At 62.1% G+C, this 19749-nt stretch carries 18 protein-coding genes and 1 pseudogene; 8 read left to right on the forward strand and 11 right to left on the reverse strand.

Annotation, left to right across the window (positions count from 1 at the left end):
- The first annotated feature begins 32 nt into the window (after positions 1 to 32).
- A complete protein-coding gene (locus ACSW29_RS06600; protein ID WP_317828409.1) occupies positions 33 to 1439 on the forward strand; it encodes an aminotransferase-like domain-containing protein in 1407 nt (468 codons plus the stop codon).
- A gap of 54 nt (positions 1440 to 1493) precedes the next feature.
- Entirely contained in the window at positions 1494 to 1940 is a 447-nt protein-coding gene (locus tag ACSW29_RS06605; RefSeq protein ID WP_347871701.1) for a MarR family winged helix-turn-helix transcriptional regulator, read from the forward strand.
- Between the two features lie 6 nt (positions 1941 to 1946).
- Here the strand turns inward: ACSW29_RS06605 and ACSW29_RS06610 are convergent, their stop codons facing one another.
- Complete coding sequence (locus tag ACSW29_RS06610; RefSeq protein ID WP_448276882.1) at positions 1947 to 3155, reverse strand: macrolide family glycosyltransferase; 1209 nt, start codon at positions 3153 to 3155, stop codon at positions 1947 to 1949.
- A gap of 181 nt (positions 3156 to 3336) precedes the next feature.
- On the opposite strand from ACSW29_RS06610, the gene ACSW29_RS06615 reads away from it, so the two are divergent.
- Entirely contained in the window at positions 3337 to 3627 is a 291-nt protein-coding gene (locus ACSW29_RS06615) for a YiaA/YiaB family inner membrane protein (RefSeq protein WP_448276883.1), read from the forward strand.
- On the opposite strand, the gene ACSW29_RS06620 is transcribed toward ACSW29_RS06615, so the two are convergent.
- Both ACSW29_RS06620 and ACSW29_RS06625 read right to left on the reverse strand, forming a co-directional pair.
- Positions 3611 to 4717: a sensor histidine kinase gene (locus tag ACSW29_RS06620; protein ID WP_448276884.1), complete on the reverse strand. Its 1107-nt coding sequence runs from the start codon at positions 4715 to 4717 to the stop codon at positions 3611 to 3613. The genes ACSW29_RS06615 and ACSW29_RS06620 overlap by 17 nt on opposite strands.
- On the reverse strand, positions 4714 to 5427 hold the full coding sequence (locus ACSW29_RS06625) for a response regulator (protein ID WP_448276885.1): 714 nt from the start codon (positions 5425 to 5427) through the stop codon (positions 4714 to 4716). The genes ACSW29_RS06620 and ACSW29_RS06625 overlap by 4 nt, the downstream gene beginning before the upstream one ends.
- 216 nt (positions 5428 to 5643) lie before the next feature.
- On the opposite strand from ACSW29_RS06625, the gene ACSW29_RS06630 reads away from it, so the two are divergent.
- Together ACSW29_RS06630 and ACSW29_RS06635 are read left to right on the forward strand one after the other, a co-directional pair.
- Positions 5644 to 6294: a DUF305 domain-containing protein gene (locus ACSW29_RS06630; RefSeq protein ID WP_448276886.1), complete on the forward strand. Its 651-nt coding sequence runs from the start codon at positions 5644 to 5646 to the stop codon at positions 6292 to 6294.
- Positions 6284 to 6859 (forward strand): annotated as a pseudogene (locus ACSW29_RS06635) (HAD-IC family P-type ATPase); the annotation flags it as partial. The gene ACSW29_RS06630 and the pseudogene ACSW29_RS06635, both read left to right, overlap by 11 nt.
- Before the next feature lie 58 nt (positions 6860 to 6917).
- Here ACSW29_RS06635 and ACSW29_RS06640 read toward each other — a convergent pair.
- The 4 genes from ACSW29_RS06640 to ACSW29_RS06655 all read right to left on the reverse strand — a co-directional run bounded on the left by ACSW29_RS06640 (position 6918) and on the right by ACSW29_RS06655 (position 10795).
- Entirely contained in the window at positions 6918 to 7688 is a 771-nt protein-coding gene (locus ACSW29_RS06640; protein WP_448277412.1) for an alpha/beta fold hydrolase, read from the reverse strand.
- 143 nt (positions 7689 to 7831) lie between these two features.
- A complete protein-coding gene (locus tag ACSW29_RS06645; protein ID WP_448276887.1) occupies positions 7832 to 8371 on the reverse strand; it encodes a hypothetical protein in 540 nt (179 codons plus the stop codon).
- A 50-nt stretch (positions 8372 to 8421) separates the two neighbouring features.
- Positions 8422 to 10023 (reverse strand): ABC-F family ATP-binding cassette domain-containing protein, encoded by a 1602-nt coding sequence (locus ACSW29_RS06650; RefSeq protein ID WP_448276888.1) that lies wholly within the window; start codon positions 10021 to 10023, stop codon positions 8422 to 8424.
- A gap of 217 nt (positions 10024 to 10240) precedes the next feature.
- Positions 10241 to 10795 carry a hypothetical protein gene (locus tag ACSW29_RS06655; RefSeq protein ID WP_317828417.1) on the reverse strand — a complete coding sequence of 185 codons (555 nt, stop codon included), beginning with the start codon at positions 10793 to 10795 and terminating at the stop codon, positions 10241 to 10243.
- Positions 10796 to 10894: 99 nt separating this feature from the next.
- Here ACSW29_RS06655 and ACSW29_RS06660 point away from each other — a divergent pair, with 99 nt between their 5' ends.
- The 3 genes from ACSW29_RS06660 (at position 10895) to ACSW29_RS06670 (ending at position 15267) form a co-directional block, all read left to right on the forward strand.
- Complete coding sequence (locus ACSW29_RS06660) at positions 10895 to 12712, forward strand: penicillin-binding transpeptidase domain-containing protein (RefSeq protein WP_448276889.1); 1818 nt, start codon at positions 10895 to 10897, stop codon at positions 12710 to 12712.
- A gap of 107 nt (positions 12713 to 12819) precedes the next feature.
- On the forward strand, positions 12820 to 14499 hold the full coding sequence (locus ACSW29_RS06665) for an NTF2-like N-terminal transpeptidase domain-containing protein (RefSeq protein WP_448276890.1): 1680 nt from the start codon (positions 12820 to 12822) through the stop codon (positions 14497 to 14499).
- 30 nt (positions 14500 to 14529) lie between these two features.
- Complete coding sequence (locus ACSW29_RS06670; RefSeq protein WP_003945554.1) at positions 14530 to 15267, forward strand: sulfite exporter TauE/SafE family protein; 738 nt, start codon at positions 14530 to 14532, stop codon at positions 15265 to 15267.
- Positions 15268 to 15273: 6 nt separating this feature from the next.
- Here the strand turns inward: ACSW29_RS06670 and ACSW29_RS06675 are convergent, their stop codons facing one another.
- From ACSW29_RS06675 to ACSW29_RS06690, 4 genes are all read right to left on the reverse strand, one after another.
- Positions 15274 to 16746: a peptide MFS transporter gene (locus ACSW29_RS06675; protein WP_019747095.1), complete on the reverse strand. Its 1473-nt coding sequence runs from the start codon at positions 16744 to 16746 to the stop codon at positions 15274 to 15276.
- A 57-nt stretch (positions 16747 to 16803) separates the two neighbouring features.
- The gene (locus ACSW29_RS06680; protein ID WP_428691360.1) at positions 16804 to 17181 is read right to left on the reverse strand and encodes a DUF3054 domain-containing protein; all 378 of its coding nucleotides are present in this window, start codon (positions 17179 to 17181) and stop codon (positions 16804 to 16806) included.
- Positions 17182 to 17245: 64 nt separating this feature from the next.
- Entirely contained in the window at positions 17246 to 17794 is a 549-nt protein-coding gene (locus ACSW29_RS06685; protein WP_019747097.1) for a YceI family protein, read from the reverse strand.
- A 78-nt stretch (positions 17795 to 17872) separates the two neighbouring features.
- Positions 17873 to 19609, reverse strand: a complete 1737-nt coding sequence (locus ACSW29_RS06690) for a 2-isopropylmalate synthase (RefSeq protein ID WP_448276891.1) — start codon at positions 19607 to 19609, stop codon at positions 17873 to 17875.
- Positions 19610 to 19749 lie beyond the last annotated feature (140 nt).

Raw genomic sequence — 19749 nt, forward strand, 5'->3', positions numbered from 1 at the left:
TTGAGCGGGGAGTAGCGCTACTATGATTCGACATGTCCAATGATAGCAGTTCGAGGATTGTCGCAGCTTTGCGCGAGTGGATCGCCACGGCTCCTCCAGGCGCGAAGCTTCCGTCCACTCGGTCGCTCGTCAGCACGCACGGGGCGAGTCCGGTCACTGTGCAGAAGGCGCTGCGAACACTGGTATCTCAGGGGGTTGTGGAGGCTCGTCCCGGTGTGGGGACCTTCGTACGCGCCGCCCGCGTCGTTCGACCCAATGATTACGGGTGGCAGACGGCGGCGCTCGGATCGCCGAACCATCGTCTGCAGTTGCCTATTGCGCTGCAGTCCACCTCCAACGACGTGATCGCGCTGCACTCCGGCTATCCGGCCCGAGAGCTGTTGCCGGAAGGACTGGTTCGTGCAGCCTTCACCAGGGCGACGCGAACCGACGCAGTCTTCAATCGGCCCCTCGCTGCCGGGCTTCCGGAACTGCAATCCTGGTTTGCCTCCGAATTGGGTTCCGCCACTCCCGCCGGGATTACTCCGCCGGGGCCGAACGACGTGGTTGTACTTCCCGGCAGTCAGGGTGGACTTGCGACGTCCTTCCGTGCTCTGGTGGGGGAGGGGCGTCCGTTGCTCATGGAATCGCCGACGTACTGGGGTGCGATCCTCGCTGCCGCCCAGGCCGGTGTCACGGTCATTCCGATCTCCAGTGGTGCCAACGGTCCTGATCCTGAAGAGCTTTCGCGTGCATTCGAACAGACCGGTGCCCGCGCGTTCTACGCACAACCGAGTTTCGCGAGTCCGACGGGGGCGCTGTGGTCGCCGACGTTGGCTGACAAGGTGCTCGAGACCGTCCGTCGGCACGGCGCCTTCCTGATCGAGGACAGTTCGGCGCTCGATTTCGGCATCACCGCCGATCCCAGCCCTATTGCTGCTCGAGACGACAGCGGACACGTTGTCTACCTCCGTGCGCTGACCAAGAGTGTGTCCCCATCGGTGCGAGTTGCTGGCTTGATCGCTCGGGGACCGGCTTACGAGCGGATTCTTGCTGATACACAAGCAGATTCGATGTACGTCAGCGGAATGCTGCAGGCAGTTGCCCTCGACGTCGTTACCCAACCGGCCTGGCGAACGCACCTGCGCAGGCTTCGTCACCAACTCGAGGCCAGACGCGACCTCCTCGTGTCGAGTCTGCGCGAGCATGCGCCGGACGCTCACCTCGACGCCGTACCGCAAGGTGGACTCAACCTCTGGCTTCGGCTTCCGGACACCACGAATCTCGAACGCGTCGTGCAGGACTGCCGGTCGGCCGGCGTCATCGTCGGGGCCGGAGACGATTGGTTCCCGGCAGAACCGACCGGAAAGTTCCTGCGGCTCAACTACGCCGGTCCGACCCCGGGCGAATTCCCCGACGCCGCCCGGATTATCGGCGGAGCAATCACACAACATATGTAGAACTCACCGCCTTGGGTTGACCTGAACTGCCATTGAGGTTTTATCGTCGTGTCCATGACCAATCAGCCAATGCAGCCACCGGCGAATCAGCCGATCGGATTCTGGACCGCACGCGCAGGCGAAGCGATTCGGGCACGCACGCGCGGGGCACTCGAAGCAATCGGCGTGACTCAGCCGCAATGGTGGGCCCTGCACCAACTTTCGCTGCACCCTGAAGGGATGGAGCGAGCTGTCCTCCTGCGAACGATCGGTCCGAACGAATCAACTGACGTGATCGACGCGGCCGTCGACTCTGCCCTCGATCTGGGCTGGGCGCGTGAAGAAGAGTCTGTCCTTCTCCCTACTGATGCGGGCTCCCAGCAGTTCGATCGCGCCGCGCGGGTACAGCAGATGCTGCAGGAAGAGCGGATGCAGGGAATCAGCGAAGAGGAATTTGTCACCACCATCACGGTTCTGCAGCGAACCATCACTAACGTGGGTGGCGACGCCTGGCACTGGTAGCCGCCACTACCGCCGCCCGCTGTCTGGCAGGGCGGACTCGATCAACTCGACGGCACGAGATACACCGCCCGCCGCTCCGAGTTCTTTTGCCAACTCTGCACTGCGTCGGCGAAACTCGCCCGAGCTCACCCGAGTCAGCGACTCACGAAGCTCTGCTGCCGTCACGGTAGCGCCGTCGACGCGTACTGCGACACCGGCGTCGACGAGGGAGTCGGCGTTGCCGAACTGATCGACGGCTTGTGGCACCGCGATCATGGGTGTGCCGGTCACGAGTCCCTCGCTGGATCCGCCCATACCCGCGTGGGTCACGAACGCGTCGGCCTGCTGCAGAATCGCGAACTGCGGTACCCATCGGTGTATTTCGACGTTGTCGGGCAATGGTCCGAGATCTGAGATCTGCACCCGTTTACCGATCTGGAGGACGACGTGCCAGCCGGCAATCTCGCCGAAAGCCTCGACGCAGGTGCGGTAGAAATCCGGATGATCGGTGAAGGCGGATCCCAGTGAAATCAACAAAATCTTGCGTTCGGGATCCGGGTTCACCCAGGGTTGATTGCTCGGTTCCAGTGCGGGGCCGACAAATGTGTAGACGTCGCGGTTCACGCGATCGGCGTTGGGCTGCATCGATTCTGCGATCAGAACGATTGCACGCGGTGGGCGTCCGGTGAAGTCGCGCGGATCGACCTCGACGCCTTCGCTGCGGAAGAACCGGGCCTCCCGATCGAGCAGGTCGACGCCTCTCGTATCGGAACGAATCTCGTCGTACATAGGCGCAGCGTCGGCTTCGTAACCGTCCCAGGCAACGTACGTCGGCGACAACTGGATGATGGGAACATTCCACTGCTGAGCCAGTATTCGCGCGGGGATCCCGGCGATGTCGTAGAGAAAGAGGTCGGGACGGTCGTCGTCGTAGATTCGGCGCAGCTGCGGCAGCATCGACTCGTAGTCGTCCTGGAAAATCGTCAACTGATCGATCAGATCCCCGTCCCAACTCTTCTCCGGTTCGGCGCCGTCAGGGAAAGGGACGAGGCTGGGCAGCGTGGAGACATACGGCGCGAATTCGGCCCCGGTCGCCTCGATGATCTCACGCATCGACTCGTCGTTGGCATAGGTGACGCGGTGACCGGCGGCGACGAGACGCGCGATGATCGCCAGGCTCGGATTGACGTGGCCCGGTGCCGGAATGCTCACCATGGCGATATGTCTGCGGGTCATCGATCACTCCTGCGGTCTGACTGTTGTCGAACAACAACTGTTCTGGAACAACTCCGGATACCGGACCGAGACTATCCACCAGGATGGGTAACGGCATCTGATTATTGCCGGGGGAAGTACCGTGCACTCTCGAGTAGGACTACGCATCCGAGTGTTGCGGCGAAAGGCCAGACTTCGACGCATGAGCGCACCGACCCAACCTTCGAAGACCACTGCAGCCTTCTATCTGCAGGCCGGAATCGCCTTTGCCGTCAGTTTTGTCGGCACTCTCCTCGGAATTGCGTATCTTCCGATCGATGCGTGGCAACGCGGATTTCTCGGAATGTCCTTGCTGTTCTTGGTCACCAGTACGTTCACGTTGGCCAAGGTGATTCGTGATCAGCAGGAGGCGTCCACAGTCAGAGTTCGAGTGGACGAGGCCCGACTCGAGAAGTTGATCGCCGAGCACGATCCATTCAAGGCAGCCGCCTGAGTCCCATCGGCACAGTGAGGACGAGCGTGCTGCCGAGCGGATGCTCGTTGCGGCGGGCCGTCAGGTTGCCGCCATGCGCCAGCGCGAGGCTCCTCGCAATTGTTAGTCCCAAACCGGAGCCGTCGGAACGATCACCACGATGGAAACGGTCGAAGACGGATTCGAGTTGGTCTGCGGGAATTCCGTCACCGGTATCGGTGACGGACAGCGAGAGGCGATCGCCTCCCCGTGCGAGTGTCACCGTCACCGAACCTCCGGTTGGAGTGTGCAGCAACGCGTTTTCGAGCAGGTTGGCGAGGATCTGTTCGATTCGTTGGCGATCGACCTCGGCCGTGACCGGTTGCGGGGGTAGTGCGGTCGTCAATTCGACGCCACGGTCGGCGAAACGTGGTCCCGCTGCTGCCGTTGCGCTGGCGACGATGTCGTCGAGTTTCTCGGTGCGGCGATCGAGTTCGAGAGCGTGTTCGTCGGCGGCGGAGACGTCCGCCAGATCGCACGACAGCCGACGCAGACGTTCGAGTTGATCGCGCATCACCGACCACGACGAAGGATCTGTCGGCACGACTCCGTCCTCGATTCCGTCCACGTACGCAGCCAAAGTCGATACCGGAGTGCGCAATTCGTGGGCAAGGTCGGCAAGCAGTCGTTTGCGGACCCGGTCCGAACGATCAAGGCGTGCAGCCATGTCGGCGAATGCGGTTTCGAGACGCGTGAAATCGGCATCTACGTCGGACCTGCCGATAGTCACGTCGAAGTTCCCGTCGGCGACGCTTTGCGCCGCCTCTGCCAGCGTTGTGATCGGTGCCGTGATGCGTCGGACGATGTAGACCGCGGCGATGCCTGCGCCCACCAGTGCGACCGCGATCCCGCACAACAGTGCAATGGTCATGGTCTGAGCGAATGCTTCTTCGGTGTGGGTGCGGACATTCGAGTCTTCGATGCCGGCCATCATGAGGTGGTTGTGAAAGAGCGGGGCAGCGACGGCGATGGCAACGGCGGCGATGACGAGGCAGGAGACGAACAGGACGACAAGCTGCGCGAGCAGCAGTTTTCCGCGTAGCCCGAGTTTGTTCATGACGACCTTGTTCATGACGACCTCAATGAGTATCCGACGCCTCTGACGGTTCTGATGAACCGCGGATCGGTCGCGTCGTCGCCGAGTTTGCGGCGTAGTGCACGGACATGGACGTCGACGATGTGCTGGTCCCCGAACCAGGACGACCCCCACACCGAGGCGATGATCTCGGCCCGACTCCAGGCCGCGTCGGGTCGGGATGCGAGCGCGGACAACAGGGTGAACTCGGTGGGGGTGAGATCGACCGGGTTGTCGTCGACACGGACCGTGCGGGCCAGGACGTCGATGTCGAGTCCGGGAGGTGTAGGCAGCGCTTTCGGCAGCAAACTCGACGCGCGTGGCCGTCTGAGTAGAGCTTTCACGCGTGCAACCAACTCGCGGGGGCCGAAGGGTTTGACCACGTAGTCATCAGCGCCGGCCGCCAGGCCCGTCACTTTGTCCGACTCTTCACCGCGGGCGGAGAGCATCAGGATGTACGCGTCCGAGAAGGTTCGGGTTCGTCGGCAGACTTCCATGCCGTCGAAGCCTGGGAGCATCAGATCGAGCACTATCAGCGCGGGCTCGAATTCACGCACCGAACGTACTGCGCTCGGCCCGTCGTGGGCGAGGCGCACGGTGAATCCTTCGCGTGTCAGATAGTTGGCGACAACTTTGGCGAGGGCAGTCTCGTCGTCGACGACAAGAACACGCCCCGGTTCCTCACCAGGTCGTAGTTCGGCGCTCATCAAACCGAGGTTAGTCGACTGCGTGTCTGCACTGCTGTCGCGTGGTGGTTTCCGCTCGACTGTGAAGATTCGATGAAGGAAGTCTGTTTGGGCCGGATATCGGGCTTCGAGACGGATTTTCGCCGGTAACGTGGCAACTGTGCATTTGCAGAATCGTGATCAAATCAATTGTGGTGCAGTGCATATCGAACAGAATCAATTCTCGGGAGTGAAAACATGTCTTTGACGGTCAGGAAGAGCGCCGCGCGGTTCGTTCCGGTTGTGGCAGCGGCAGCACTGTTGATTGCCGGATGCTCGGACAACTCCGGGGAGAGCGTTAACCATTCTTCTGAAACAACGAGTGTCGCAGCACAGTCGGAGATTCCTGCGGGTGTCAATGCTGCTGACATCGAGTTTCTCGAAGGGATGTACCCGCATCACGCGCAGGCATTGGATATGGCCAGAATGGTCGACGGTCGAACCGACAATGCCGAACTTCTCTCTCTTGCAGCGCAGATAGAGGCTGCGCAAGGCCCGGAAATGGCTCAGATGACGGAATTGCTGGCGAAGTGGGGACGCCCCGATCCTTCGTCGAGTTCGATGGAGGGCATGGATGATTCGGCGCATGCGGGACACGGCGTCGGGATGGCCGAGATGCCGGGCATGATGTCGGCCGACGACATGACCGCCCTCACCGACGCCAGTGGCGCGGAGTTCGACAAGTTGTGGCTGACAATGATGATCGAGCACCACAAGGGCGCCATCACCATGTCCCAGACTGAACTCGACAACGGGCTCGATCCATCGGTGGAGAAGATGGCAGAAGCGATCATTGCCGGTCAGCAGGCGGAAATCACTCAGATGGAAGCGATGTTGAAGGGGAGTTGAACGGTTGACGTTGGCCGCGTGGCCTTGCCTGGCGGTGTGGCTCAGTGGCGGGTCGACGGTCCTGCATGTAGTGCGTGTGACGAGAAGGTGATCGGCGCATTGGCATTGGCATTGGCCGACGAGATTCGCCCCGGAATCAGCATTGGCCGTCGACGCCCTCCACGCTCGCGGGTGTACGCGTGGCCACGGTCACCGGAGACGCGGAGGCCGTGGCCAATTCGCTTGCCCGCAGACTCGGGATCGACGAGGTCTTCGCCGAGGTGCTTCCGCAGGACAAGGGAGCGAAGGTATCTCGGCTTCAGGCTGCGGGCTACCGCGCGGCGATGGTCGGTGCCGGAACCGACGTGGCGATCGCGTCAGCGGGAGTTGTTCTGGCCAGCGATGATCCGCGTTCGGTGAGCTCGGTCATCGAGCTGTCCCGCGCCACCTACCGGAAGATGGTTCAGAACCTTTGGTGAGCAGCGGGATACAACGCGATCTCGGTTCCCCTCGCTACGGAGTTCTAGCGTCCGTCGGGTTTGTGCTGCCGATGGAGGTCGGAGCAATCCTGATGTTGGTATCCACCGGTGACGGCGCTCGAGTCGAGAGTGCTCACACCGCAGTAGTGAGCGGATGAAGGCGGACTACTGTCGGTTCAGGAACGGAACGAGCGCACGCAGCACAGCTTCGGAGTTCGCGACTGCGCTCGCGTGGTCAGCCCCCTCGATCACAGTCAAGGCACTGTCCGGGATCAGCGACGCGAGATGCTCGGTATCCGGCAGGCGCTCGCGATCTCTCGATCCGACGAACAACAACGCCGGTGTGGTGATCCGTTGAAGCACGGCGTCGTCGATGCCCTGCTCCTTCTCGGCCCGGCGCATGTAGGCCGCGAGTGCGAGGGCATCGTTGATTCGAAAGGCAGTCGCAGTCTGAGGATCCACCGGTTTGCCGCGCCTCGCGCCCCAACCGGTCAGAAATCCTTCGATACCGCCGCTTTCGAGTGCGTCGATGCAGCCCGGGAAGAACAATGCGTCGAACGCCCCCGTCATCGGCCGGCTACTACCGCCCCCGACGGTAAGCGATCGCACCCGTTCGGAGTGCTCGACAGTCAGCGACATCACCGAGCGCCCGCCGAATGAGTATCCGAGGACGTGTGCCGGTTCGAACGGAGACTCCGTATCGAGGATCTCCAGGAGATCGCCGACGACCAGATCCATTGCGTACGAATCGGAGTCGTGTGGTTTGTCGCTGCGTCCGTGACCCCGCATGTCGACGAGGATCAGACGATACTGTTCCTGGAGCGCCTTGACGTACCCGAAGCCACGCCAGATGGAGCGCGACAACGCTGTGCCGTGCACCATCAACAGGGGTGGGCCATCGCCCACGATCTGATAGGTGATTCGCGCACCGTCCACCGGATTTCTCACGTCGTGCAACACCCGTCCAGTATGGGTGCCGGTTACTACGCACGTGAACTCGAGTAGTAGTCCGGAGCCATTCCGACGGATGCCGTGAACTTTCATGAACAGTGGAGCAATCAGCTCGGCCTCTCTCCGAGTTACCGGTCGCTGCCCTGCTGGGCAGTATCCACTGTTCCAAGCAGTGCATCGGTGAAGGGATCTGCCGTGCTGACGCCTGCGACTATGCCCCGAAGTAGAGCCTCGAAATCAGCGGCAACGAGGGTGACCTCCTCGAACTCCGGCTCTCCCCCACGGACAACCTGACCGTCGGGTGCGAGCGCCAAGTACTCGTACCCATTGCGTACCGACAGCAGAACCGGGAGGTGAGTGGACCAGAAGGCGTTGATCGCCGTGCGCTCAGCCGGCCCGGAAGCGACCGCCAGGCTCTCGTGCCGGAACGCATTCCAGGGAAACGCCTCATCGCTGACGCCAACTCCACCGGCATAGTTCTCCGCCGAGAGAAACCACACCTGGTCGTCGGAACTGGCAAGTACGGAGAACGAACTCGCCCACACTATGAGTTGGTCACAACCGCCGACCAGCGGCCGCGGAACTGGGGCAGAGGCCGATCGAGTAGGTTCTTCGCGAACCCAACCTGCGAGCGACAGCGCAGCGGTTGCGTCGAGGTGAAGGCACATCGCCCCACGATAGGCCAGACCGTCTCGCACCGTTAGCGACAACCGTCGGTCTACGCGGGATCGATGTCCTGAATACCATTCTCGTCCATGCTGATCCACCGCGTTATGCCGATGTCGTGCAGGAATGGTAGATCGTGACTCACCACCACCATGGCACCGCGGAAATCGGAAAGTGCCTGCGTGAGGTGGGCGAGACTCGGTAGGTCCAGGTTGTTTGTCGGCTCGTCGAGAAGAAGCAATTGGGGCGCGGGTTCGGCCAGAAGGATTGTGGCTAACGCCGCGCGCAATCGTTCACCGCCGGAGAGCGCAGATGCCAACACGTCGGAATCCGTTCCCCGGAAAAGGAACCGTGCCAACTGCCCGCGAATTTCCTCGGGCGTCGCGTGTGGCGCTGCCAAAGCGACGTTGTCTGCCACCGAGAGATCCTCGTCGAACACGTCGAGACGTTGGGGGAGCGCACGAGAGGCTACGAACGGAGTCGACGCAGCGAGTGCATCGAGCAACGTTGTCTTGCCGATTCCGTTGCGTCCCACTATCGCAATGCGCTCCGGCCCGGTGATCTGCAGCGATACCACTTGGCCGCTCTGCAACGTCACGTCGTCGAGCCGCGCAACCTGCTGCCCCGGATGAACCTGTGTAGCAGGAAGGTCCAGACGAATCTCTCGATCGTCTCGAAGGAGTTCCTCTGCCTCCGACAGGGCAGACTTGGCGTCGTCCACCTTCCCGATATGGTTGAGGGCCAGCTTTCCGGCCGAAACTTGGGCCTGGCGTTTTCGTGCCTGCGCGATAATCAGTGGCACCCGCTTGTTCTCGAACATCTTCTGCCCATAGCGTTTACGTCGGTCAAGTTTTGTTCGAGCGTCGATCAGCTCGCGGCTCTGCTTCGCCAGATCGGCTTTGGCGTCGCGAACGGTGGCGAGTGCGTTTTCCTGCTCAGCGGTCACGACCTCCTGGTAGTGCGAGTAGTTGCCGCCGAACACGCGTAGATCCCCTCTACGTAGTTCGACCGTGTACTCCGCGGTGTCGAGCAGTTCCCGGTCGTGGCTGACGATCAGTACGGATCCCGGAAACTGTTGGACTGCAGCATGAACTCGTGATCTAGCGTCGCGGTCCAGGTTGTTGGTCGGCTCGTCCAGGAGCAGCACCTGTGGATTCCTCAGCAGCGTTGCGGTCAGCCCGAGTAGGACGGTCTCTCCGCCGGAGAGGGTGCCGACGGTTCGGCCCAGTGCCGCCGTATCCGGGACCACCTTCTCGAGGCCGAGTCGATGCAAGGTGGAGAGAGCGCTCTCCTCGATATCCCAGTTGTTGTCCACGAGCGCAAAATCGGATTCGGAGCCGTCGCCGGTTTCGATGCGGTGCAATGCGTTTCGGAGTTCGTGGATACCGAGGATGTCATCCACGCGAACGCTCGGATCGAGTGTGATGTCCTGACGAAGGTAGCCGACCTCGCCGGAAGCGGTCACGGATCCGGATTCCGGTGAGAGCTCTCCTGCGATCAATCGCAGCAGAGTCGACTTTCCCGATCCATTGAGTCCGACGAGACCGACACGGCCACTGGGGAATACAAAATTGGTGCGGGAAAAGACTGATTCGCCGTCCGGCCAGGTGAAGGTGAGATCCGAGAGCGACAGAGAAGAATGGGATTGGGTCATGAGTACTCCAGAGGGTGCTTGGACTGTGCGCCCGGCTCAGCAACTGCTGATGGGTGCGAGTGCCTTCGCGTAATGAACCTCTAGAGGAGCAACGGCCCGTTTCCTGTTCTGTCGGGAATGATTCGTGTTCCAGGTTAGAGCACTCGAACGATCCCGCGCAATCGAATTATCGTGTGCTGTCGGTCTCGTCAGTGTTCGTGCTCAGATTTTCGGCCCTTCAGATTTTCGGACCCTCGGATCTCAGATCGTCGACCTTCGACATCGCTTCTCGTAGCTCGGTGAGCCACTGTTCGCTGTGCTTGCCCGCCAACCGGACTGTCCACATGAGTGCATCCGCGCGCGAACGAGCGACACCCGCGTCCACCAGAGTGTCGAGGACCTTGCGTTCGGGTTGACGTAGCCGTGTCATCACCGGGACCGCGAGATGTGTGAACAGGACGGTCTTTTCGTCGAGGCGTACGCCCCAGGCGACCTTGCGTCCGTAGCGAGCCTCGGCCTCGTCGGCGATGCGCATCCGGTCGGCGCGCGTGGTTTCGCGAAAGCGCGAGATCCTTCCGTCCGTGGCTGCCTCGCCACCGTCGACTGCCGGGAGCTCACCGATCACGACGATTTCTTCGCGGTCGACCTGGATGTCGGCGGTGCCAGTGAACCATTCGTCGGGAAGTCGACCGGCAAACCAGTCTGCCGCATCACTTGCGTCGGGAACCGATGCCTGTTGCCAACCTCCGGGACGGCCGAACCTGCGGTCGCCGGAGCCTTGTGAGTTCTTCATGGCGTTCTCCTCGGAAAGCTGGTGGAGTTTGATGTGCTTTGTTGATAGCACTGATTACATGATTACACCGATAGTCGAACTGACGCCACAAATTCGGGCATGATCGACGTCGTGCGCCTTTCACACGCTCGTCAGAGCTTTCGAATTTTCCGTCGTCCCGTGGCTGCCGTGGCTCTGGGGGTGTTGGCGGCAGGATCCGTAGTCGCGTGCAGTTCTGGCCCTGACCAGCCGAAATCAGTGGCAGAGGAGTTCGCGTCCGCGCTCACCGCGGATGATGTGCAAGCGGCGGCAGCCCTCACCACCGACCCGGCGGCGGCGTCGACTGCGATTTCGGCCCTGATCGAAGGACTGGGCAAGGACGAGGGAACATTCACCGTTTCCGACGCCGCCGAGTCCGGAGATTCCGCGGGGACATTCACGCTCGACGCGGCCTGGAAATTCGGCGAAGGTCAGGACTGGAACTACTCGACGCAGGGAAACGCGTCGAAAAGCGGTGACAACTGGCTGATCCAGTGGGACCCGGCGCTGCTCGCTCCGGACCTGACCGCCTCGACCACGCTGCGCTACACACCCACGACAGGCGCGCCGCCGTCGGTGCTGGACGCTGCGGGTCAGCCGATCATGGAGCAGCAGGTAGTGACGCTGGTCAATCTTGATTCCGCTGCGGTTCCCCCGGTGGACACAGCCGCGGTCGCAGCCCTGCTCTCGCCCGTCGCTCCGACGATCACGGCGGCATCTCTGAGCGGCGATCTTGCGTCGGCCAGCGGGAAGCCGGTTACCGCTATCACTTTGCGTGCAGAGGATCTTGCACCCATCGAAGAGCAGTTGGCGGCGATTCCCGGAGTGAGCTTGGCGCCGCAAGCGCGGTTGCTCTCGGTGGACAAAGCGTTGGCGTCGCCGACGTTCAGCGGGCTCTCCGACCTCTGGCAGGCGGGGCAGGACAAATCCGCAGGCTGGGCGGTACAGCAGGTGAAGCAGAACGGAACCGTGACCACCGTCGCCGGCCAAGACGGGCCCGTTGCTCCGAGTATCGCGACGACCATCGACCGACCGCTGCAACTCGCGGCCGAGAACGCACTGGCCGGGGTGACGCAACAGGCGGCGATCGTTGCGCTGCAGCCGTCGACCGGAGCTGTGTTGGCGGTGGCCCAGAACGCCCCCGCAGACGCGCAGGGCCCGATCGCGTTGACCGGCCTGTACCCACCGGGTTCGACGTTCAAGACAGTGACGACGTCCGCGGCCCTGCAAGCCGGCGTCGCTACACCGGACACTGTTCTGCCGTGCCCGGGTACCGAGAACATCGAAGGGCGTCAGATACCCAACGACGACGAGTTCGACCTCGGATCGGTCCCGCTGCACACCGCATTCGCGAAGTCGTGCAACACCACCATGGCGAGGATGGCCGTCGGTCTGCCTGCGGATGCCCTGCACAATGCGGGATTGCAGTTCGGGCTCGGCGTCGACTACGTGACCCCCGGGCTCACGACGGTGACGGGTAACGTCCCCGACGCGAACACCCCCGCCGAACGCGTCGAGTCTGCGATCGGCCAGGGCACCGTGACCGCCACGCCTTTCGGGATGGCTCTGGTGGCGGCCTCGATCGCCAACGGAACGACGCCGGCGCCGATGTTGGTCAAGGGACAGCCCGGCGTGGCGGATCAGACCGTTGCACCCGCTCCCGCGGAGGTGACCGAACAGTTGCGGGTGATGATGCGCGAGACCGTCACGGGCGGTACGGCGACGTCGTTGCAGGACATCTCAGGGCTTCTCGGCAAGACCGGCACGGCCGAAACCGAGGGCGGCCCAGCGCATGGGTGGTTTGTCGGAATCAAGGGAGATCTCGCATTTGCGGTATTCATCGCGGGTGCGGACAGCTCTTCGCCTGCAGTGCAGGTAGCGGGCACTTTTCTGCGCTGAAACCTGTTTTCCGTTGCAGTTGGATCACACCGTCGTAGCTCAACCGTGACACGTTCGTAGGCATCCCGTGCTTGTTACTCGTGTGACAGAAGTAAAGAGTTACATGCATGGGGCCCGGAGGACAGCACAACCGTCGTGGAAAATATGTCGTTGCGTCGATAACTGCTGTCGTTCTGACAGTGGCGCTGGCGTCGTGTGTCATCGGTGGAGAGAAGAAATCCGATGCCGCCTCGGTGGTGGAGGACTTCGTCACCGCCCTCAACAACCACGACGCCGAAGCCGCCGCGGCGCTCACGTCGTACCCCAACGCGGCGCGGCCGTCGATCCAGCAGATGTTCGACGGGCTGGCCGCGAAGTCCTCCGACTTCGACGTCGCTCAAGTCATGGATCTGGGGAGCGACTCCGGACTCTTCACCCTCGACGCCTCCTGGAACTTCGGCGAAGGCAAGGACTGGAGCTACCAGTCGCAGGGTGAGGTTCGCGATCTGTCCGTCGGCTGGCGTGTGTCCTGGGACCCGTCGGTCCTCGTCCCCGACCTCGGCAACGGTCGCACCGTCTCGTACACCCGTACGGACGCAGCGCCGCCGAAGGTCGTCGACAGCACCGGCACCCTGCTCATGAACGAGCAGACCATCAACGCGATCACTCTCGACCCGGCCACCATGCCGGACCCCGTTGACACCACCCGTCGCCTTGCCACAGTCCTCGAACCTGTCGCCCCGTTGGTCACCTCGGAGTCGATGCTGGCCGACCTCGCCGCCAACCCCGGCAAGCCCGTCACCGCCGTACTGCTCCGCGATCCCGACTACGCCTACCTGGAAAGCGATTTTGCGATCCCCGGTGTCGTCGTGGTCAAGACACCCAAGCTGATCGCCTCCGACCGTCGTATCAACTCACCGTTGCTTGATCCGCTGCGAACCGTGTGGCAGGCCAATCGCGACGCCACCGCCGGCTGGGCGGTCAACCTGGTCGAGCCCAACGGGTTCCCGATCAAGCAAGCCGGCTTCCAGGGACCTCCCGGCCCCGACGTTGCCGCGACCCTCGACTCGCACACTCAACTTGCCGCGATCGAAGCCGTCGTCAGTGCGGGTACTCCTGCCGCCATCGTCGCGATCCGCCCGTCGGATGGCGCCATTCTGGCTGCAGCACAGAACAATCAGGCCATCGAACAAGGGCCCATCGCCTTTACCGGGTTGCGCCCGGCCGGCGGCGCACTCGATCTGGTCCGTCTCGCATCGTCGATGCAGAACGGCGTCGACCCCGGAGCGGTGTCAGCCGAGCAGTTGGCCGACACCGGGCAGCAACTCGGACTCGGCAACGGCTTCCACATTCAGGGACTCGAACAGCAGACGGCAGTGCTGGCCGCGAACCGCCCCGGCGTGGACCAGGCGATGAACAACGTCATGGCAAACAAGACGTCCAACAACTCGGGTGCGCCGACGGTGACTCCATTCGGGATGGCGATGCTGGCGGCGTCGATCGCCCGCGGTAGCGCCCCGCTTCCGATGATGGTCTTCGGGCAACCAGCTACCGCCGACGTCGCCCCGACGGCATTGCCCGGCGACGTGAACAATCGTCTGCGCGACGCCATGCGAGGGGCCGGCGGATTGGCCGGGTACCCGGACATGATGGCGGCCGGTGCAGCGAGCGGTGACGATCGCTGGTTCTACGGATCACGCGGAGACTTCGCGTTCGCAGTGTTCGTTGCAGACGCCGACGGCGGCGATCGAGCAATGCAGATGACGGACAAGCTCTTCCAGGAACTCGGCAAGCCTGCCGACAAGTAGTACCGGGCACCGCGAGTAGATTCCTGGTTCGTGAACCTGCTCGATTTCCTATTCCTCGTCGTAGCGGGATTCTTCAGCGGTCTAGTCGGTTTTGTCACCGGTCTTGCATCGATCGTCTCGTATCCGGCGTTGCTGAGCGTCGGGCTCTCACCGGTCAGCGCAAACATGACCAATACCGTCGCGTTGGTGGCCGTCGGCGTCGGCGCATTGGCGAACTCGTCCCGTGAAGTTGCCGACACGGGTCCGAAACTTGTTCGCTGGTCTCTCTATTCGGCTGCCGGTGGCATCATCGGTGCTCTGATTCTGTGGCTGGCACCAGAAGGTTCGTTCGAATCCGTTGTGCCGGCGATGGTTGTGTTCGCCTCGCTCGCGTTGCTACTGCAACCGAAGATTCGTGAGTTGTCCGGCGGCGGTGACCGTCCCGGAATCTACTCGGCCGCACTGTTTGCCGTCGCGGTCTACGGCGGCTATTTCGGTGCCGGTGCCGGCGTCATCTTCCTGGCCGCGACGCTCATCCTCACTTCCGAAACGGTGTGGCGTGCAACGATCCTGAAGAGCTTCTTTCTCGGCATTGCCAATCTTGTGGCTGCACTCATCTTCGCCTTCTCCGGACAGGTGCATTGGGTGGCCGCGTTGGCGATGGCGCTCGGAGCGTTGGCCGGAGGTTGGTGTGGCCCGCCCGTAGTCAAGAAAATCCCGCCATCGGTACTGCGTGTGGCAGTAGCGATAGCGGGATTCGTGTTGGCTCTGTGGTTGTGGGTGAAGTGAGACCGTCTACTTCACGCCCTGCATCAGCTTCTTGATCCAGGGTGAGGCAAGAGCAAGAAGTACTCCGATTCCGATTGACGAGAAACCGATGATCAGGAAGAACGGGCGACTGTCGTCGATGTCGAAGTAACCGGCCAAGGTTCCCGCCATCGAAGAACCCAACGCAACGGACAAGAAGAACAACGCCACCATCTGGGTGTGGAAATGCTCGGGCGCGAGTTTGGTTGCAAGGGAAAGGCCGACGGGGGACAGGAAGAGTTCCGCGAAGGTGAAGAGCAGAAGCACTCCGGCAAGGCCGAGGAGCGGTGCACTGTTCGGTCCGCCACCGGTGATCGGGATGAACGCCAGGAACGCCAGACCCATCGTGCCGGTACCGAGCGCGAACTTGATCGGCGACGACGGCTGACGGTCACCGAGTTTTGTCCACATCGCTGCAAACACACCGGCAAAGATGATGATGAACACCGGATTGATCGACTGCACCCACGTCGGCGGGAAGTCCCAACCGAAGAGATTGCGGTCCAGGAGTTTGTCGGAGATCACCGGCACGGTGGTGAACTGCTGCTGAAACAGCGACCAGAAGGCCGCGCTCGCAATGAACATCGGGATGAATGCAAAGACTCGACTGCGTTCGACCTTGGTCACCTTCTTGCTGGTGAGCATGAGGAGAAAGTAACCGACCGACGCGACGATCGTGAGTCCGACAACGACGTCGGACATGTTGTCCGCGGTGATCAAACCGGTGATCGAGGCGACCGCGACGACGACGATCGCGGCAATGCCGATCCCGATGTAGAGCGCGCGCTTGTCCGCGGGCAACGGGTTGCCGGGCTCGGCTCCGATTCCGTGAAGATGCTTCCGACCCAGCGTGTACTGGATCAGGCCGAGAGCCATGCCGACGGCGGCGAGAGCAAAACCGGCGTGGAATCCCCAGGCGTCCTGGACGGCTCCGGTGAGCAGTGGACCGACAAGACCGCCGATGTTGATGCCCATGTAGAAGATGGAGAATCCGGCGTCGCGGCGATTGTCCTGTTCGGAATATAGGTCTCCGACCAGAGAGGTCGCATTGGCCTTCAAGCCGCCGCTGCCGAAGGCGACCATGACCAGGCCGACACCCACACCCCACATGCCAGGAAGAACCGACAAGGCGATGTGGCCGGCCATCACCAGCGAAGCGCTGTAGAAGAGCGTGCGCTCGGAGCCGAGAAGTCGGTCGGCCACCCACGCGCCGAGAATCGTCGACAGATAGACGGTGCCGCCGTATGCGCCGACGATGCTGGTCGCTGCCGCCTGACTGATTCCGAGGCCGCCGTCGCTGACGCTGTAGTACAGGTAGTAGATGAGGATGCCTTGCATCCCGTAGAAGGAGAATCTCTCCCACATCTCGACGCCGAACAGGTTCGCCAGCGCAAAGGGTTGGCCGAAGAACCCCCGGTCTTCTTTCTCGCTACGTTCGACGGGCTCCGTAGTGTTGCTCATTCGAAAAGTGTCCTACGTGCTCGGGCATTTCGGGTGGTTCCGAGCCGTGGAGTTTGGTTACGACTTGGTGCGGATTTTCACTACCAGCGGAGCGAGTGCGCGCCAACCGAGAAGGAACGCGCCGAGGACCAGCGTCGCGACGACGATGAAGCTGAACTGGGTGCCCTGGCCGCTCAACACTCGCAGGATCATGCCGATGACGACGGCGCCGAGCCAAACGACAATGCCGGTGGGAAGAAGGAGAACGGCGTTGAACTTGTCGCGGTACAGCGCGAACGTGGCAGCCCATCCGATCACCAGGCCGGTCAGGAAGGGCCACGATGTCTTCGCCAGACCGGCGAGCGCATTGGCTTCTTCGTGGGTACGGCGCCCTATCGCGCAGAAGACTATGACAAGAATGGCGTCGATCAGTAGGAATGGTGCGTACTTCTTCACGCTCACACCATACGACTGTGCGCCTTTATTAACCGCGGGCGGTTAATAAAGGCGCACAGTGCTGTTAAGCCTGGAGGCCGGCTTCGATCTCGAGGGTGATCGTGATCTTGTCGCCGACAACTGCTCCGCCGCCTTCGAGGGGCATCTCGATGGAGATGTCGAAGTCCTTGCGGTTGATGACGGTGGTGGCTTCGAATCCGGCGACGGGGCCCTGGCCCATGCCCGGGTTGACGCCGTTGAACTCGAGGTTCAGCTCGACCTCGCGGGTGACGCCGTGGAGCGTGAAGTCGCCGGCGAGGACGAAGTCGCTGCCCTTGGAGCGCACTGCGGTGGACTTGAAGGTGGCCTTCGGGAACTTCTCGACGTCGAAGAAGTCAGCGGACTTGATGTGGCCGTCGCGCTGCTCGTTCTTGGTGTTGATGGAGTCCACGGAGATCTCGGCCTCGACGGCGGGGGTTCCGTCTTCGGCAACGGTGATCGTTCCCGAGAACTCGTCGAACGTTCCACGAACCTTGGAAACCATGAGGTGGCGAACCGAGAATCCGACGGTGGAGTGGACGGTGTCGATGACCCAGGTTCCGGCGGTCAATGTGGGCAAGGTTGCGGTGGTCATGGAAGCTCCTGAAGAAGTAGTTGAATGTTCAAGTTCTTGTAGCTTCAACTATGGACCCCTGAAAATCCTTCCGCAAGGTCATGTGAGCTGCATCACGGTGCGCGTGCTTGCGGCATAGACCGCGTGAAGCGCCGACGCTGTCACCGACTGATGCACCGCAATGCCCCAGCGTCCTTCTCCGTTCACCACGCACTCTGCAATGGTGACTGCCGAATTTGCACTTCCGGAAGATTTCGGGTTGAGGGGCAGTGAATGCTGGGTGAGCGAGACGACCTCGACGGCCGAGCCCTGTTCGGTCAGGATTTTGCTCAATGCCTCGACCGGCCCGGACGCGCTGGCCGCGGCGGTGACCTCGCGCCCGTCACGATCTATGGCAACGAACAACTGATCACCGTCGGCGGTGTGTTCCAGCGAGTACCGACGCACTCCTCCGTTGTACCCGTACTCGCGCAGCAGCAGGTTCCACAGCTGATCGGCAGTCATTTCGGTGCCCGAGTCGTCGGTCTCGAGTTGCACCCGCGAGGCGAAGTCGATCTGCAGACGCCGGGGGAGTTCGACTCCGTACTCGGTCTGCACCAGATAAGCGATTCCGCCCTTGCCCGACTGGCTGTTCACACGAATCACCGCCTGGTAGTCGCGGCCGACGTCGGCGGGGTCGATCGGCAGGTAGGGGACTGCCCACGGCGCCGATCCCGGATCGACGCCCGCAGACTCCGCGCTCTCGTAGTGATGGGCGAAACCCTTCTTGATTGCATCCTGGTGGGTGCCGGAAAATGCCGTGTACACGAGATCGCCGCCGTATGGGTGACGCTCGTGGACGGGAATTCGGTTGCAGTACTCCACTGTTCGACGGATTTTGTCGATGTCGGAGAAGTCGATTTCCGGATCGACGCCTTGTGCATGCAGATTCAGTCCCAGTGTTACCAGGTCGACGTTGCCCGTGCGCTCGCCGTTGCCGAACAAACACCCCTCGACGCGCTGCGCACCGGCCAGCACTGCCAGTTCGGCGCATGCAACTCCGGTGCCGCGGTCGTTGTGCGGGTGCACCGAGAGGATCACCGAATCGCGTCGGGCCAGGTTCTGGTGCATGTATTCGATCTGATCGGCATAGATGTTGGGGGTGGCGATTTCGACTGTGGCAGGCAGGTTGTGAATGACCGGGTGATCGGGACTGGCGTCCCAGAGCTCGGTGAGACTGTTGCACACCTGCAGGATGTAGTCGGGCTCGGTGAGGTTGAATACCTCGGGGGAGAACTCGAATCGCCATCCGTCGTGGCCTTCGCCGCCGCGAGCCACATCTTGAGCGGCGCGGAAAATCATGTCGTGCAGCTCTTCTCGCTCCTTGCCGAGAACCACGTTTCGCCACGTCGGCGCCGTCGCCGTGTACATGTGGACGACCGCGTTCGGCAGTCCCTCTATCGATTGGTACGTCCGCTCGATCAAATCCGTACGCGCGGCAGTGAATACGACGATGGTGACATCGTCGGGAACGAGATCGAAGCGCGCCAGGTCTCGAACGAAATCGAAATCGGTCTGGCTCGCGGAGGGGTAGCCGACCTCGATTTCCTTGTAGCCGATCGCCACCATCAGTTCGAACATTCGACGCTTACGCTCGGGGTCCATCGGTTCTGCGAGGGCTTGGTTGCCGTCACGCAGATCGACGGGCACCCACAGGGGCGCCTCGGAGGTGCGATTAGCCGGCCAGGTTCGGTCGAAAGCCGGAATGTCGACGCGGTCCCAAGCTGCACGATAGCGCTCGGACGGCATGGGTGAGCGCTTCTGGTTGTTCCAGCGGTTGGCGCGGGTTGTACTCATCTTCGGTTTCTCCTGCGGTCGAGTCGAGAGACCGGCATGGCGAAACCCCGCGGAGGGGTGCCGGTCTTTCAGGCCCCGCCGCGGCAGTCGAGAAGGAGTGCTCCTGTAGCCATGCGGGCTACACTAGAACGAAATTACTT

Source organism: Rhodococcus sp. GB-02 (assembly GCF_053470465.1).

Bases quoted from the DNA above. Each gene is read 5' to 3' on its own strand.
- ACSW29_RS06655 (WP_317828417.1), bottom strand. From the start codon at position 10,795: ATGAAGAACTCACAAGGCTCCGGCGACCGCAGGTTCGGCCGTCCCGGA.
- ACSW29_RS06660 (WP_448276889.1), top strand. From the start codon at position 10,895: ATGATCGACGTCGTGCGCCTTTCACACGCTCGTCAGAGCTTTCGAATT.
- ACSW29_RS06675 (WP_019747095.1), bottom strand. From the start codon at position 16,746: ATGAGCAACACTACGGAGCCCGTCGAACGTAGCGAGAAAGAAGACCGG.
- ACSW29_RS06685 (WP_019747097.1), bottom strand. From the start codon at position 17,794: ATGACCACCGCAACCTTGCCCACATTGACCGCCGGAACCTGGGTCATC.
- ACSW29_RS06615 (WP_448276883.1), top strand. From the start codon at position 3,337: ATGAGCGCACCGACCCAACCTTCGAAGACCACTGCAGCCTTCTATCTG.
- ACSW29_RS06620 (WP_448276884.1), bottom strand. From the start codon at position 4,717: ATGAACAAGGTCGTCATGAACAAACTCGGGCTACGCGGAAAACTGCTG.
- ACSW29_RS06665 (WP_448276890.1), top strand. From the start codon at position 12,820: ATGGGGCCCGGAGGACAGCACAACCGTCGTGGAAAATATGTCGTTGCG.
- ACSW29_RS06645 (WP_448276887.1), bottom strand. From the start codon at position 8,371: ATGTGCCTTCACCTCGACGCAACCGCTGCGCTGTCGCTCGCAGGTTGG.
- ACSW29_RS06690 (WP_448276891.1), bottom strand. From the start codon at position 19,609: ATGAGTACAACCCGCGCCAACCGCTGGAACAACCAGAAGCGCTCACCC.
- ACSW29_RS06625 (WP_448276885.1), bottom strand. From the start codon at position 5,427: ATGAGCGCCGAACTACGACCTGGTGAGGAACCGGGGCGTGTTCTTGTC.
- ACSW29_RS06630 (WP_448276886.1), top strand. From the start codon at position 5,644: ATGTCTTTGACGGTCAGGAAGAGCGCCGCGCGGTTCGTTCCGGTTGTG.
- ACSW29_RS06605 (WP_347871701.1), top strand. From the start codon at position 1,494: ATGACCAATCAGCCAATGCAGCCACCGGCGAATCAGCCGATCGGATTC.
- ACSW29_RS06650 (WP_448276888.1), bottom strand. From the start codon at position 10,023: ATGACCCAATCCCATTCTTCTCTGTCGCTCTCGGATCTCACCTTCACC.
- ACSW29_RS06610 (WP_448276882.1), bottom strand. From the start codon at position 3,155: ATGACCCGCAGACATATCGCCATGGTGAGCATTCCGGCACCGGGCCAC.
- ACSW29_RS06600 (WP_317828409.1), top strand. From the start codon at position 33: ATGTCCAATGATAGCAGTTCGAGGATTGTCGCAGCTTTGCGCGAGTGG.